The 14,131-nt window shown below is 41.8% G+C and carries 15 protein-coding genes; all 15 read left to right on the forward strand.

Annotation, left to right across the window (positions count from 1 at the left end):
* Positions 1-165: 165 nt before the first annotated feature.
* The 15 genes from spoIIGA to V3595_RS12160 all read left to right on the forward strand — a co-directional run bounded on the left by spoIIGA (position 166) and on the right by V3595_RS12160 (position 14,057).
* The gene (gene spoIIGA, locus V3595_RS12090; protein WP_485907399.1) at positions 166-1,092 is read left to right on the forward strand and encodes a sigma-E processing peptidase SpoIIGA; all 927 of its coding nucleotides are present in this window, start codon (positions 166-168) and stop codon (positions 1,090-1,092) included.
* Positions 1,093-1,150: 58 nt separating this feature from the next.
* Positions 1,151-1,870 carry an RNA polymerase sporulation sigma factor SigE gene (gene sigE, locus V3595_RS12095; protein ID WP_034313874.1) on the forward strand — a complete coding sequence of 240 codons (720 nt, stop codon included), beginning with the start codon at positions 1,151-1,153 and terminating at the stop codon, positions 1,868-1,870.
* 150 nt (positions 1,871-2,020) lie between these two features.
* Complete coding sequence (gene sigG, locus V3595_RS12100; protein ID WP_034313871.1) at positions 2,021-2,800, forward strand: RNA polymerase sporulation sigma factor SigG; 780 nt, start codon at positions 2,021-2,023, stop codon at positions 2,798-2,800.
* A 220-nt stretch (positions 2,801-3,020) separates the two neighbouring features.
* The gene (locus V3595_RS12105; RefSeq protein WP_137018790.1) at positions 3,021-3,290 is read left to right on the forward strand and encodes a YlmC/YmxH family sporulation protein; all 270 of its coding nucleotides are present in this window, start codon (positions 3,021-3,023) and stop codon (positions 3,288-3,290) included.
* A 54-nt stretch (positions 3,291-3,344) separates the two neighbouring features.
* Positions 3,345-4,172, forward strand: coding sequence for a peptidoglycan editing factor PgeF (gene pgeF, locus V3595_RS12110; protein ID WP_485907401.1), 828 nt, complete (start codon positions 3,345-3,347; stop codon positions 4,170-4,172).
* 2 nt (positions 4,173-4,174) lie between these two features.
* Entirely contained in the window at positions 4,175-4,846 is a 672-nt protein-coding gene (locus tag V3595_RS12115) for a YggS family pyridoxal phosphate-dependent enzyme (protein WP_485907402.1), read from the forward strand.
* Between the two features lie 21 nt (positions 4,847-4,867).
* Entirely contained in the window at positions 4,868-5,332 is a 465-nt protein-coding gene (locus V3595_RS12120) for a cell division protein SepF (RefSeq protein WP_137018787.1), read from the forward strand.
* Positions 5,333-5,338: 6 nt separating this feature from the next.
* Complete coding sequence (locus V3595_RS12125) at positions 5,339-5,605, forward strand: YggT family protein (protein ID WP_034313862.1); 267 nt, start codon at positions 5,339-5,341, stop codon at positions 5,603-5,605.
* A 134-nt stretch (positions 5,606-5,739) separates the two neighbouring features.
* Entirely contained in the window at positions 5,740-6,513 is a 774-nt protein-coding gene (locus V3595_RS12130) for a YlmH family RNA-binding protein (protein WP_485907403.1), read from the forward strand.
* 85 nt (positions 6,514-6,598) lie between these two features.
* Positions 6,599-7,114, forward strand: a complete 516-nt coding sequence (locus tag V3595_RS12135) for a DivIVA domain-containing protein (protein ID WP_485907404.1) — start codon at positions 6,599-6,601, stop codon at positions 7,112-7,114.
* Positions 7,115-7,508: 394 nt separating this feature from the next.
* A complete protein-coding gene (ileS, locus tag V3595_RS12140; RefSeq protein WP_485907405.1) occupies positions 7,509-10,277 on the forward strand; it encodes an isoleucine--tRNA ligase in 2,769 nt (922 codons plus the stop codon).
* 194 nt (positions 10,278-10,471) lie between these two features.
* Positions 10,472-10,942, forward strand: coding sequence for a signal peptidase II (gene lspA, locus V3595_RS12145; protein ID WP_101224594.1), 471 nt, complete (start codon positions 10,472-10,474; stop codon positions 10,940-10,942).
* Positions 10,935-11,852 (forward strand): RluA family pseudouridine synthase, encoded by a 918-nt coding sequence (locus V3595_RS12150; protein ID WP_402900408.1) that lies wholly within the window; start codon positions 10,935-10,937, stop codon positions 11,850-11,852. Before lspA ends, V3595_RS12150 begins: the two co-directional genes overlap by 8 nt.
* Positions 11,853-12,048: 196 nt before the next feature.
* Positions 12,049-12,591, forward strand: coding sequence for a bifunctional pyr operon transcriptional regulator/uracil phosphoribosyltransferase PyrR (gene pyrR, locus V3595_RS12155; RefSeq protein WP_230177693.1), 543 nt, complete (start codon positions 12,049-12,051; stop codon positions 12,589-12,591).
* Between the two features lie 176 nt (positions 12,592-12,767).
* Positions 12,768-14,057: a solute carrier family 23 protein gene (locus V3595_RS12160; RefSeq protein ID WP_101224597.1), complete on the forward strand. Its 1,290-nt coding sequence runs from the start codon at positions 12,768-12,770 to the stop codon at positions 14,055-14,057.
* Positions 14,058-14,131: the final 74 nt, after the last annotated feature.

A 14,131-nucleotide genomic window follows, 5' to 3' on the forward strand; every position in this document is an offset into this window, starting at 1 on the left:
TCTATGACAGTAATGAAAATATCAATAGCTGTTTTTCTACAAAAAGGGTAAAAATGACTGAAAAACTCTTAAGTTTTCAGTACAAAAAGTGACACACTTTCTAAGGGCAGGTACGCTATACTTTTTGCTAGTGGAAGGTTAGTTCATAAAAGGAGGGGAGGGTGTTTGACTTTATATTTAGATGTGATCTGGTTGTTGAATTGGTTATTTGACTGCCTCCTTTTATATTGGACCGCAATCATTCTCAAACGAAGGGTAGCTCTTTGGCGGGTATGCATCGGCGGGCTGATTGGCTCCTTCATTATCGTATTGGCTTTCACTCCTTTTTATGCACTTGCCGACCGAGTGTACATGAAGATTTTAGTATCCCTGGTCATGGTGCTGGCAACCTTTGGGTTTAATAGGTTAAAACTTTTCATGAAATCGGTGGCCACTTTATATTTCATGACGTTTTTATCGGGAGGAATCCTTCTGGGACTACATTACCTATTTGAATTCCAAATCGTGTCCAAGGACCCTGGTCAATATGCAGGAATCAACCGTTTTGGGGACCCTGTCAGCTGGATATTCGTAATGATCGGGTTCCCGCTCGCATGGCAATTTTCCAAGCGAACACTTGAAGGAATGGAGATGACAAAACTTACACATGAACAAATGGTTTCGGTCTCGGTTAAAATTTCTGACTTCGAAGGAAAATTTCATGGATTGGTGGATAGCGGCAATCAACTATATGACCCGATTACACGTTCCCCAGTAATGATCATCTCTCTTTCTGGCGGGGAAGCAGGAATTCCGGACGATATGCTGGAGCTTTTTAAAAACCCTGAAAACCTGATTAGTCAGGAAGAGCAGCCCGAATATTCATGGACAGGAAGAATGCGTGTCATCCCTTATAAAGTCGTGGGTCATGAACATCAGCTGTTAACCGCAATCAAACCGGATTACATCAAAATTTTTCAAGGAGAAAAAGAATTTCACGTCAAGCAGGGTCTCGTTTCGTTTACCTTTCAGCAACTCTCTCCCGACAATAGCTATCAATCTATCGTTCACCCGAAAATGTTAACCGGGATACCGGTGCAAAATGCCTCCTGAACCATCGATACACTCTTAAATATGACCCATAATCCGTTTATTAGAAGGGAGAATTATTTTGAAGAAATTCATTCTTCGGCTCACTTATTTTTGGTACAAACTATTGTTCAAGCTCGGATTGAAAACGGACGAAATATTTTATATAGGAGGGAGTGAGGCACTGCCGCCTCCCCTTTCAAAGGAAGAAGAAGCTATACTGATCAATAAATTACCCAATGGCGATGAAGCTGCACGCTCGATCTTGATTGAACGTAATTTAAGGCTGGTGGTTTATATTGCCAGGAAATTCGAAAATACCGGCATCAATATTGAAGATTTAATCAGCATTGGTACCATAGGTTTAATCAAAGCTGTGAATACATTCAATCCTGAGAAGAAAATAAAACTGGCTACATATGCTTCGAGATGCATCGAGAATGAAATATTAATGTATTTACGCAGAAATAACAAAATTCGTTCTGAAGTTTCTTTTGATGAACCTCTGAATATTGATTGGGATGGAAATGAACTTCTGTTATCCGATGTACTTGGAACGGACGATGACATTATCACGAAAGACCTTGAGGCAAACGTTGACCGTAAGCTGCTGACAAAAGCACTTACACAGTTATCCGAACGTGAAAAACAGATTATGGAACTCCGTTTTGGACTTGCAGGCGGAGAAGAAAAAACCCAAAAGGACGTTGCCGACATGCTGGGGATTTCCCAATCTTATATTTCGCGTTTGGAAAAAAGGATTATTAAGAGGCTTCGAAAAGAATTTAATAAAATGGTGTAAAAAAATAATGTGCTTAAATGTCAATCAAATCAATACTTTGGTAGCTATATTGAAAAATAATGGGGGATTTCTGTTCTAGCCATGTGCATATTTTTTCCTCCCGCGGAGATACTGTTTTTTGTACAGCGCTCCTGTGAGGAGGGAATAATTTTGTCTCGTAATAAGGTTGAAATCTGCGGTGTGGATACATCAAAATTACCGGTTTTAAAAAATGAAGAAATGAGAAAACTCTTTAAAGAACTGCAAGATGGCGATATTTCAGCAAGAGAGAAACTGGTAAACGGGAATCTTCGACTCGTTCTAAGCGTCATTCAACGCTTCAACAATCGGGGAGAGTATGTAGATGATCTATTTCAGGTAGGCTGTATAGGGTTGATGAAGTCGATAGATAACTTTGACCTAGGTCAAAATGTTAAGTTTTCAACGTATGCTGTACCGATGATTATTGGAGAAATCAGAAGATATCTTCGTGACAATAATCCAATTCGGGTATCCCGTTCTTTAAGAGACATCGCTTACAAAGCTTTGCAGGTAAAAGAGAAGCTCATAAGCCAGACCCTTCGTGAGCCGACAGCTGAAGAAATCGCCAAGGTGTTGGAAGTACCTCATGAAGAAATTGTTTTTGCACTAGATGCTATACAAGATCCAGTTTCACTTTTTGAACCGATTTATAATGATGGCGGGGATCCGATTTATGTACTCGACCAACTGAGTGATGAAAAAAATAAAGATAGTACCTGGATTGATGAAATAGCTATAAATGAAGGCATGAGACGGTTGAATGACCGGGAAAAAATGATCCTTCGCAAACGGTTTTTCCAAGGGAAGACGCAAATGGAGGTAGCCGAGGAAATCGGCATTTCACAAGCACAGGTCTCCCGATTGGAAAAAGCTGCAATCAAGCAAATGAATAAAAATATCCAACAGTAGAAGCTGAGCATGAGAAGTAGTTAGCTGATGCGGGTAGGGCAAAAATGTCGATACCCGCTTAGCAGCTACTTATCCATAGCGGCTTTTTTATTTTGTAGAAAAGCCCTTCCGTGAATCGAATGGACGTTTATTTATCGTATTCTTCATCCTTGAGCGCATCATGTCATATACATAGGAATAGGACCTTCATCTATGATGAAATTTTGAGGAGCTGAGTGATGTGACCAGGATTTCCGAATTTCAAATTAAGGATATCGTCAATATAGCGGATGGTAAGAAATTAGGTAATATGTCAGATCTTGAAATCAATACGGCCACGGGGAAAATAGAGGCCATCGTCGTTTCGAATGGAACCAGATTAATGGGTTTTTTTGGCAAGGAACAGGATATTGTGATTCCGTGGCGCAAAATAAAAAAAATCGGTGCAGATGTCATACTTGTTGAACATCAGACGGTATTTCAAGCAGAACTGAAAGATGAACGGTTTTAAGGTGCATGGCGCAAATATATGATACACTAGACTAAAAATAAAGAGGTTTATAGCATGAAAGAGCCATTTGTTTTAATAAAAGACCAATATATGCTCATTGACAGCTGGAGACAAAAAAATCTCCAGCTCGTAGCGGGCTTCACCACAAAAAATGGGGGAGTCAGTACAGGTGATTTTCAAACATTGAATACCGGTTTTCATGTCGGTGATAAACTTGAAGATGTCCAGGGAAACCGCAGGGTTATAGCCGATAAGCTGATGTTTCCGCTTAATGAATGGATAGGCGCCGAGCAGACACATGAAACGAAAATCCGTCAAGTTACCAGCCGTGATGGCGGGAGAGGTGCTACGGATTATGATTCGGCCTTTAAAGCGACTGACGGATTCTATACGAAGGACCAAAACGCTCTATTGACCCTTTGCTATGCAGACTGCGTGCCCTTATACTTTCTTGCTCCGGCACATGGTATGATTGGGGTGGCACATGCTGGTTGGAAGGGTACCGTTAATGGAATTGCACGAAAAATGGTTGAGGCTTGGCTGAGTGAGGGTATAAAAGCAAGTGAGATATTTACTGTTATTGGACCGTCGATTTGTTCGAAGTGCTATGTAGTTGATGATTATGTCATGGATTTAGTGCAGAATTTGCTGGTAGATATTGACGAAAAGCCCTATAATTTAATCAGTGAAGGACAATATCAGTTGGACCTTAAGCAACTTAATGCATTGATTCTTCAAAAATCAGGAATTCCAAAAAGTCAGATCGACGTTACATCATACTGTACAAGCTGTGATCATGAATTGTTTTTTTCACATCGCCGTGATAACGGGAAGACAGGCAGATTGATGAGCTTTATCGGTTGGAAGGAGGATTTAGAGTAACAGTGAAAGTAGTGGACAATTTAAAAAACATCGAAGAAAAAATAAATAGAGCATGTGAAAATAGTGGAAGGGACCGTGAAGCGATTAAGTTGATTGCAGTAACGAAATATGTTTCGGTCGAGAGAGCGAATGAAGCTTTGGAAGCGGGAATACTCGATTTGGGTGAAAACCGTGACGAAGGGCTTTTGACTAAATATGAAGTGCTCAAGGACAAGCCCACCTGGCATTATATTGGTTCCATGCAAACACGCAAAGTAAAGAATGTCATCGATAAAATTTCGTATATCCATTCATTGGATCGCATTTCTTTGGCAGAAGAAATTCAAAAACGCGCAAAAGAGCCGATAAACTGTTTAGTGCAGGTGAATGTTTCTGGTGAGGAATCAAAACATGGTCTGGATCCTGACGCGACAATGGATTTCATAAAAGGGTTATCCGACTTTGATAAGGTGAATGTTGCAGGATTGATGACGATGGCTCCATTGACCGATGATGAACAGGTTTTGCGGGAATGCTTCCGGAAACTGAAGGACATCCAGGTTGAAATACAAAATTTAGCGTTGAAGCATGCCCCCTGCACTGAATTGTCCATGGGAATGTCCAATGATTTCATGATTGCCATTGAAGAAGGCGCTACAATGATCAGGATTGGTACAGCACTTGTAGGCGAATAATTTTAAGGAGGTACGCTATAGATGTCGTTCGTATCAAAATTTAAATCTTATTTCGCGCTGGATGATGAGTATGAGTACAGGGATGAAGTGATGGAAGAAGAGGAGGCTGAACCAAAAGTCGTGAAGTCAGCTAAACAGCAGCAGTCAGCTTCTGCAGGGAATAATACAAATCAGAATATCGTAAGTTTGCAAAGCGTACAGAAATCTTCTAAAGTAGTATTATTGGAGCCTCGTGCTTATGCAGAAGCCCAGGAGGTAGCTGACCATTTAAAAAACAGGCGCGCTGTAGTCGTGAACCTTCAACGAATCCAGCATGACCAAGGAAAGCGAATCATCGATTTTCTAAGTGGGACTGTCTATGCAATCAGCGGGGATATCCAAAAAATCGGAACAGATATATTCTTATGTACCCCGGACAACGTCGATGTTTCCGGTAATATTACCGGCTTCGCCGCCGAAGAGGAGTACGAAGAAGCGAGGTGGTAATGGTTAATGGGTTTAGTGCTTCAGGGTTTATATTATTTAATTGAAATTTATTCAATGGCATTAATCGTTTACATATTGATGTCATGGTTCCCGAATGCAAGGGAGACATCGATTGGTCAATTTCTGGAAAAGATTTGCGAACCGTATTTAGAACCGTTCAGAAAGTTCATTCCGCCGCTTGGCATGATCGATCTTTCACCTCTTGTGGCCTTGCTGGTTCTTAATTTTGCCAGCGGTTATGGAATCTATTACTTACAGACTTTGATAGGATGATCAACAATTAACCTGACATGCATCTTACTACACAGTCGGAAGATTCTCCGCTGTGTAGTAGCAACGCAGAATGAGTTTAATTCATTCCTTATGATCGACCATTAATTTGATAACTAAGGAGCATTTATTCAATCATGAGTATTTATCAGCATTTCAGGCCGGAGGAAAAAGATTTTATTGACCAGGCTATGAATTGGATTGATCAGGTTAAAAATTCCTACGCTCCGAAACTATCTGATTTTCTTGATCCGCGTCAGCAGGAAATCCTTACTTCCTTAATAGGAAATGATCCGGATGTGAAACTGCAATTCAATGGCGGGAGCGATTTCGTAGAGCGAAAACGTGTGCTCATTTACCCTGATTATTACTCTCCTGAACCACCGGATTTCAATATCTCCTTATACGATATCTCCTATCCAAAAAAATTTGTAACGCTTGAACATAGGCAAATACTTGGAACCTTGATGTCACTAGGGGTAAAGCGGGAAAAATTTGGTGATATAATAGTGACGGAGGAGCATATTCAATTTATAGCTGCCGAAGAGATGGATTCATATCTCACTGGAAATATGGATAAAATAGGTAATGCTTCCGTTTCCATCAAACGGCTTCCAATCGAGAATATCGTCCAAGTTAAGGAAAAATGGGAAGAGCAAGTAACCACAGTCAGTTCCCTTAGGCTTGACAGTGTGCTATCGTCCGTCCTGAATATGTCCCGTCAAAAGACGCAGGCCTTGATAACGTCAGGAAAAGTAAAGGTGAATTTCAAGCAAACGGAAAACGTCTCGGAAGAATGCCGTGAAGGTGATACACTTTCCATCAGAGGTTTTGGCAGGTGTAAAATAGCTTCAATCGATGGGAAAACCAAGAAGGATAAGTGGAGAATCTCGTTAGGCAGACAAAAATAATTCAATAAAAAGCAGGATTTATAAATTTATTGTCGAATATAGAGTTTTAACATACTAGAGTAGAAACCGTTCTGGAGGTGCCGTAATGCCCTTAACCCCGATAGATATACATAACAAGGAATTTAACAAAGTATTTCGAGGGTATGATGAAGATGAAGTAAATGAATTTCTCGACCAGGTCATTAAAGATTATGAACTGATTTTGAGGGAGAAGAAAGAACTTGAAGATAAACTGAACGAGACTTTTGACCGTTTGGGACATTTTACGACAATTGAGGGTACACTTAACAAGTCAATTCTTGTCGCTCAGGAAGCAGCCGAAGAATTAAGGCGCAATGCCCAAAAAGAAGCGAAACTGATCATAAAGGAAGCAGAGAAAAATGCTGACAGGATCGTCAATGAGTCACTTGTGAAAGCAAGGAAAATAGCGATGGATATTGAGGATTTGAAAAAGCAATCCAAAGTATTCCGGACGCGTTTCAAAATGCTTGTCGGTGCACAGCTGGATTTGCTGGACAATGACGATTGGGATCATCTTCTGGATTATGAAGTGGATGCGACTGAAATAGAATTAAATGAGAGAGTGGAAGAGGAAATTTAAACGATTCCTTGACTTTGAACACTTTTTTCGCATATAATTTTTTAACAATACTATTCATTATGAAATTAGACGATGACAGGGAAAGTAAATTCTTCACACACTTATTTTTAGCGAACCGGGGATGGTGAAAGCCCGGAATAAGCGAAGATATTGAAGATCACCCTTGAGTTCTGAGTTGAACCTGCCTAGGCAGTAAGTAAATGAAGCGTTTCATTCACGTTACGAATGCTCGAGAGGTTGGATTCACTATGTGGATCTTTCTAGCCAGGGTGGTACCGCGGGAAGCAAAGCTTTCTCGTCCCTTTTTTAGGGATGAGAGGGCTTTTTATTTTGGCCGGATATCAAGTCATCGGTTCGAATGAATTTTTTTAAAAGACGGATGGAGGATTTTATGATGGAATACAAAGATACCTTATTGATGCCTAAAACTGAATTTCCAATGCGGGGGAATTTACCGAAACGTGAACCGGAAATCCAAGAAAAATGGAAAGAAATGAACATCTATAAAAAAGTGCAAGAACAAACGGAAGGACGTCCTTTATTCATTTTGCATGATGGACCTCCATATGCCAACGGCGATATCCATATGGGCCATGCAATGAATAAGGTTTTAAAGGATTTCATTGTCCGATTTAAATCGATGAGCGGTTTTCAAGCACCGTATGTACCTGGCTGGGATACGCATGGGCTTCCAATCGAAACGGCATTGACGAAAAAAGGCGTGAAAAGGAAAGAAATGAGCGTTGCCGAATTCAGAAAGCTTTGTGAAGAGTATGCTTATGGTCAGATTGACAATCAACGTGAGCAGTTTAAGAGAATAGGGGCCCGTGGTGATTGGGAAAATCCTTATATCACATTAAAGCCTGAATATGAAGCACAGCAAATCAAGGTATTCGGTGAAATGGCGAAAAAAGGCTACATTTATAAAGGGAAAAAACCTGTTTACTGGTCCCCATCAAGTGAATCAGCGCTAGCCGAAGCTGAGATTGAATATCAAGACAAACGCTCTGCGTCGATCTATGTTGCTTTTGAAGTCACAGATGGAAAAGGCGTAATCGATGAAGGCGTCAAAATCATTATCTGGACGACAACTCCATGGACGATTCCTGCCAATCTTGGTATCTCATTGCATCCGCAATTAAATTACGTAGTAGTGGCTGTCGAAAATGAAAAATTCTTACTTGCTGAGGCACTGCTTGAATCGGTAACGGAAACATTAGGCTGGGAAAACCCGTCTATCGAAAAAACGGTAAAAGGTAGCGAGTTGGACCGTGCTGTTGCCAAACATCCTCTTTATGACCGCGAATCTTTAGTGATGTTAGGTGAGCACGTAACGACTGAAGCTGGAACGGGCTGTGTTCATACGGCGCCAGGCCATGGTGAAGATGACTTTATCATTGGGCAAAAATATGGCTTGGACGTACTTTGTCCTGTAGATGAAAAAGGAGTCATGACGGAAGAGGCAGGGGAGTTTGCCGGATTATTTTATGATCAAGCAAATAAACCAATTACCGAAAAATTAACTGAAGCAGGCGCGTTATTGAACTTGACGTTCATTACGCACTCTTACCCACATGACTGGCGGACGAAGAAGCCGACGATCTTCCGTGCAACAGCACAATGGTTCGCGTCAATCAAAGACTTCCGCAGTGAGCTTCTGGAAGCGATTGAAGAAACCAAATGGGTACCGGCTTGGGGCGAAACGCGCCTATTCAATATGGTCCGTGACCGCGGGGATTGGTGTATTTCCCGCCAACGCGCTTGGGGCGTGCCAATTCCAGTGTTTTATGCAGAAAATGGCGAGCCGATCATTACGGATGAAACCATCGACCATATTTCAAACCTATTCCGTGAACACGGTTCAAACATCTGGTTTGAGCGTGAAGCGAAAGATCTTCTGCCTGAAGGCTATACACATGAAGGCAGCCCGAATGGTATCTTCACGAAAGAAACGGATATCATGGACGTATGGTTCGATTCCGGTTCTTCCCATCAAGCGGTACTTGAAGAAAGAGATGACTTGCAGCGTCCTGCTGACCTTTATTTAGAAGGTTCCGATCAATATCGCGGCTGGTTTAACTCATCACTTTCAACAAGTGTTGCCGTTACAGGCAAAGCGCCATATAAAGGTGTACTTAGCCACGGGTTCGCATTGGATGGCGAAGGCCGTAAAATGAGTAAGTCGATTGGGAACGTTGTACTGCCATCCAAGGTCATGAACCAACTTGGAGCAGATATCTTACGCCTTTGGGTAGCTTCGGTGGATTACCAATCGGATGTCAGGGTTTCCGATCCTATTTTAAAACAAGTTTCGGAAGTTTACCGTAAAATCCGTAATACATTCCGCTTCCTGTTAGGGAACTTGGATGGATTCAATCCAAAAACCGATAAAGTGGCAGTTCAAGAATTGCCTGAAGTCGATCGATACATGCTGGTTAAATTGAATAAACTGATCAAACAGTCGAAGCTAAGTTATGAAAATTATGAGTTTGCTACAATTTATAATATGGTCAATAATTTCTGTACACAGGATTTAAGTTCGTTCTACCTCGATTATGCAAAAGACATTCTTTATTGTGAAGCACCAAATGGTAAAGAGCGTTTGGCCATTCAAACGGTCCTTTACGAATCATTGGTCAGCTTAACGAAATTGGTGTCACCGATCCTTTCTCATACAGCTGATGAAGTATGGGCGTTCATTCCGGGTGTAACGGAAGAAAGTGTACAGTTGACATTGATGCCTGAAGAAATTTCAATTGATGATGCTGAAGTCATTGAAGAAAAATGGACGGCGTTCATGGATGTCCGTGATAATGTTCTGAAAGCATTAGAAGAAGCCCGTAACCAGAAGGTCATCGGAAAATCACTGAACGCTAAAGTGATGGTCTATGTTAATGAAGAAACGAAGAATCTGCTTGATGGCATCAAGGAAAGCTTTGAACAGCTATTCATCGTATCCGAATTCGAAATCGCTGGCGATGTGGCAAGTGCCCCAGCAGAAGCGGTTAAACTTGAGGATATAGCGATCCTTGTTACAAAAGCAGAAGGTGAAACGTGTGAACGTTGCTGGAATGTTTCGAAGGAAGTAGGTCAAGTGGAAGAACATCCAACACTTTGCCCGCGTTGTGCTACAGTCGTGAAAGAGCATTACGTGAATCAATAATTCAAAAAAGGAAAGCCGGTCCCTTTATTGAGGGCCGGCTTTTTTGTGTAAAACCTCCATAGGGAATTGCCTTTATCCAATCTCCCCTATATTCTTCAGGTACCGACAGCAGATTCTGTTTTTCGGATTAGTCATTATTTCTAGTTTATGCTACAATTCAAAAGTGAAGATTTGATTAGTTTGGGGGAAAAAATGTGTTTTATTATTTGATTGCCCTTTTGGTCATAGCTCTCGATCAGCTGACAAAATGGATGATTGTGAAAAAAATGGAGTACGGAGAAAGCATTGAAATTATTGAAAACCTTCTATATATCACCTCGCATCGTAATCGTGGGGCAGCATGGGGAATTCTACAAGGTCAAATGTGGTTTTTCTACATCATCACCATCGCTGTCATTATTGGACTTGTCTATTATATTCAGAAAATGGCGAAGGAAAGCGTTTTGCTTGGAGCTGCACTTGCTCTCATGCTAGGCGGTGCGATTGGTAATTTCATCGATCGTGTTGTTCGTCAGGAAGTGGTGGATTTCGTTCATACCTATATTTTCAGCTACAGTTTCCCGGTATTTAATGTTGCTGATGCTGCGCTTTCAATTGGTGTCGGACTGCTCGTGATTCATATGTTTTTAGAAGAAAAAAACGCTAAGGAGAAAGATAATGGATAAAAGGTTATACAGCATCGATGAAACACTAAAAGGAGTTAGGATTGATAAGGCTCTTTCCACTTTGAATGAGGAATGGTCACGTACTCAGGTCCAGCAATGGATTAAGGATGATCATGTTTTGGTAAATGGCACGGCGATAAAGACGAATTACAAAGCTGTTCCTGGCGATACAATCGAAGTGACGATTCCGGATCTTGAGGAATTGGATGCGGTAGCAGAGGAAATGGATTTGGATATCTATTATGAAGATGCAGATGTACTTGTGGTTAATAAACCGAGCGGTATGGTCGTCCATCCGGCACCTGGACATGTATCCGGCACGCTTGTAAATGGATTGATGGCACACTGCAAGGACCTTTCTGGAATCAATGGTGTCATGCGGCCTGGAATTGTCCATCGAATCGATAAAGATACATCAGGTCTATTGATGGTTGCCAAAAATGATATGGCACATGAAAAACTGGTACAGCAGCTTGTTGACAAAACGGTTACCCGTAAATATCAAGCTGTAGTTCATGGTGTGATCCCTCATGACTTCGGAACGATCGATGCACCGATCGGCCGCGATAAAAAAGATCGCCAAAGCATGACTGTCACAGATTCGAATTCCAAAAATGCTGTCACGCATTTCCGGGTCATCGAACGCTTCAAGGATTTCACTTTAGTGGAATGCCAGCTTGAAACAGGAAGGACACATCAAATTCGTGTTCACATGAAATACATTGGCTTCCCGCTAGCGGGTGATCCGAAATATGGTCCGAAAAAGACCCTGAAATTAGATGGACAAGCATTGCACGCCGGTCTTTTGGGTTTCATTCATCCTCGCACAAATGAGTATATGGAATTCGAAGCTCCGATTCCGGAAGAGTTTGAAAATCTAATTAATCAATTGCGTAGAAGTAAGGATTGACAAATTCGTTTTTCTGATATATTATAATAACAACTTAATAAGAACCTTTAACACAGTTCAGAGAGACTGAGAAGGAAACGGATACGCAAAATGGGATAATTATGCCCATGGCGATAAAATCCTCATGCCTTCTTGGCATGAGGATTTTTTGTTGAAATTGACCTATCAGAAAAATGGAATCGGGGTGGCCGACGTGTTGAATGAGAAAGCCATAGTACTTGATGAGAAGGCCATTAGCAGAGCCTTGACGAGAATTGCCCATGAAATTATTGAGAAAAATAAGGGTATTGAGGATTGCGTCTTAATCGGGATACGTACACGCGGGATTTTCCTCGCTGACCGACTTGCAAAGCGCATCAATCAAATAGAAGGCAAGGAAATAGAACTGGGTGAACTGGATATTACACTTTATCGCGATGACCTTTCGAAAAAGACCAATGATGGGGAACCCATCGTAAAAGGTTCAGACATTCCGGTCAATATCACTGACAAGAAAGTGATTTTAGTGGATGATGTTCTTTTCACAGGCAGAACCGTTAGAGCGGCAATGGATGCTCTGGTGGATTTGGGAAGACCTTCGCAGATCCAGCTTGCCGTATTAGTGGATAGGGGACATAGGGAATTGCCGATTCGCGCGGATTTCGTCGGCAAAAACGTTCCGACTTCCCAATCTGAAAAAATTACAGTAACGTTAACAGAAGTAGATGAAATAGATCAAGTTACTATATTAGAAAACTAAACAACATGAAAATTTCATATTACCCTTTTAAAGACAGTCCAGAGAGGCTGGCAAAGGGGAGTCAATCGGGAGAGCTATGCCTATGCATAGGCATTCGCCTTCTGAGAAACCCTCTTTGTATAATGCAAAGAGGGTTTTTGCAGTTTTGATGGAATTTTCATGAGGGGGATACGGAAATGGAAGAAACAAAGAGGGACATCGTACTGGATGTCGAGGACGTTCCAAAGGCTGGCCAGTGGATAACGTTAAGCATCCAGCATTTGTTCGCCATGTTCGGTGCAACGGTGCTGGTGCCATTCTTGGTAGGGTTAAGCCCGGCGGTAGCACTGGTTTCCAGCGGATTGGGCACACTTTCATACTTATTGATAACCAAAGGTCAGATACCAGCTTATCTCGGGTCATCTTTCGCTTTCATTACGCCAATCATCGCGGCAAAGGCATTAGGTGGTCCGGAGGCGGCCATGATCGGCTGTTTTGCAGCAGGGTTCATATATGGGATAGTAGCATTGATTATCCAAAAAGTCGGATTGCGCTGGTTAATGAATATACTTCCTCCGGTTGTGGTGGGCCCGGTCATTATCGTAATCGGATTAAGCCTTGCCGGAACGGCCGTGGACATGGCAATGTATGATCCGCAAGATAAATACAGCGTCACATATATAGTTATAGCGCTGATCACTTTAGCGGTAACCATCATCTGTAACGTGTTCTTTAAAGGATTCATTAACTTGATCCCGATTTTAATGGGAATCATAGTGGGCTACGCCTGTTCGGCTGTTGCAGGAATAATAGATTATGAACCGATCAAGTCAGCACAATGGTGGGAAATGCCTGACTTCATGTTGCCATATGTAACCTATACACCGACCTTCTCATGGGAAGTCATTGCCATCATGGTACCCGTCGCCATCGTAACTTTATCAGAACATATTGGTCACCAAATGGTACTGAGCAAAGTAGTCGGCAGAAACTTTTTGGAAAAGCCAGGTTTGCATCGCTCGATTTTAGGAGATGGAGCAGGAATCATGATTGGTTCCTTCATCGGTGGGCCGCCGCTGACATCATATGGAGAAAATATTGGGGTCCTGACGATGACAAAGGCATACAGTGTGTATATCATCGGCGGTGCAGCATTGACTGCAATCATCTTTGGCTTTAACGGTAAGATTTCAGCAGTGATCAGCTCGATACCCAGCGCGGTGATGGGCGGCATTTCCATCTTGCTCTTCGGTATCATCGCATCAAGCGGATTAAGGATGCTGATTGATAATAAGGTCGATTTTGACAAGAAAAGAAACCTGATGATAGCTTCAGTCATCCTGGTGTTAGGAATCGGAGGAGCGTTCGTACAACTATCGGAAACGGTATCGCTTTCTGGAATGGCACTTTCAGCCATCGTCGGAATCCTTCTTAACTTGATTCTTCCGGACCGTGAAAAAATATCCGGAGATATATTTGAAAAATAAGATACTGCATCAAAACAATAAATCACCTTTTAAAAGAAGTCCGGAGAGGCTTAAAAGGGTGTTGCTGTAAAGAT

The sequence above is a fragment of the Bacillus sp. CFBP9009 genome (genome assembly GCF_036541465.1).
Classification (GTDB): Bacteria; Bacillota; Bacilli; order Bacillales; family DSM-1321; genus Peribacillus.

Bases quoted from the DNA above. Each gene is read 5' to 3' on its own strand.
- V3595_RS12150 (WP_402900408.1), top strand. From the start codon at position 10,935: ATGGATAAAAGGTTATACAGCATCGATGAAACACTAAAAGGAGTTAGG.
- V3595_RS12135 (WP_485907404.1), top strand. From the start codon at position 6,599: ATGCCCTTAACCCCGATAGATATACATAACAAGGAATTTAACAAAGTA.
- V3595_RS12120 (WP_137018787.1), top strand. From the start codon at position 4,868: ATGTCGTTCGTATCAAAATTTAAATCTTATTTCGCGCTGGATGATGAG.
- V3595_RS12130 (WP_485907403.1), top strand. From the start codon at position 5,740: ATGAGTATTTATCAGCATTTCAGGCCGGAGGAAAAAGATTTTATTGAC.
- pgeF (WP_485907401.1), top strand. From the start codon at position 3,345: ATGAAAGAGCCATTTGTTTTAATAAAAGACCAATATATGCTCATTGAC.
- V3595_RS12125 (WP_034313862.1), top strand. From the start codon at position 5,339: ATGGGTTTAGTGCTTCAGGGTTTATATTATTTAATTGAAATTTATTCA.
- V3595_RS12160 (WP_101224597.1), top strand. From the start codon at position 12,768: ATGGAAGAAACAAAGAGGGACATCGTACTGGATGTCGAGGACGTTCCA.
- ileS (WP_485907405.1), top strand. From the start codon at position 7,509: ATGGAATACAAAGATACCTTATTGATGCCTAAAACTGAATTTCCAATG.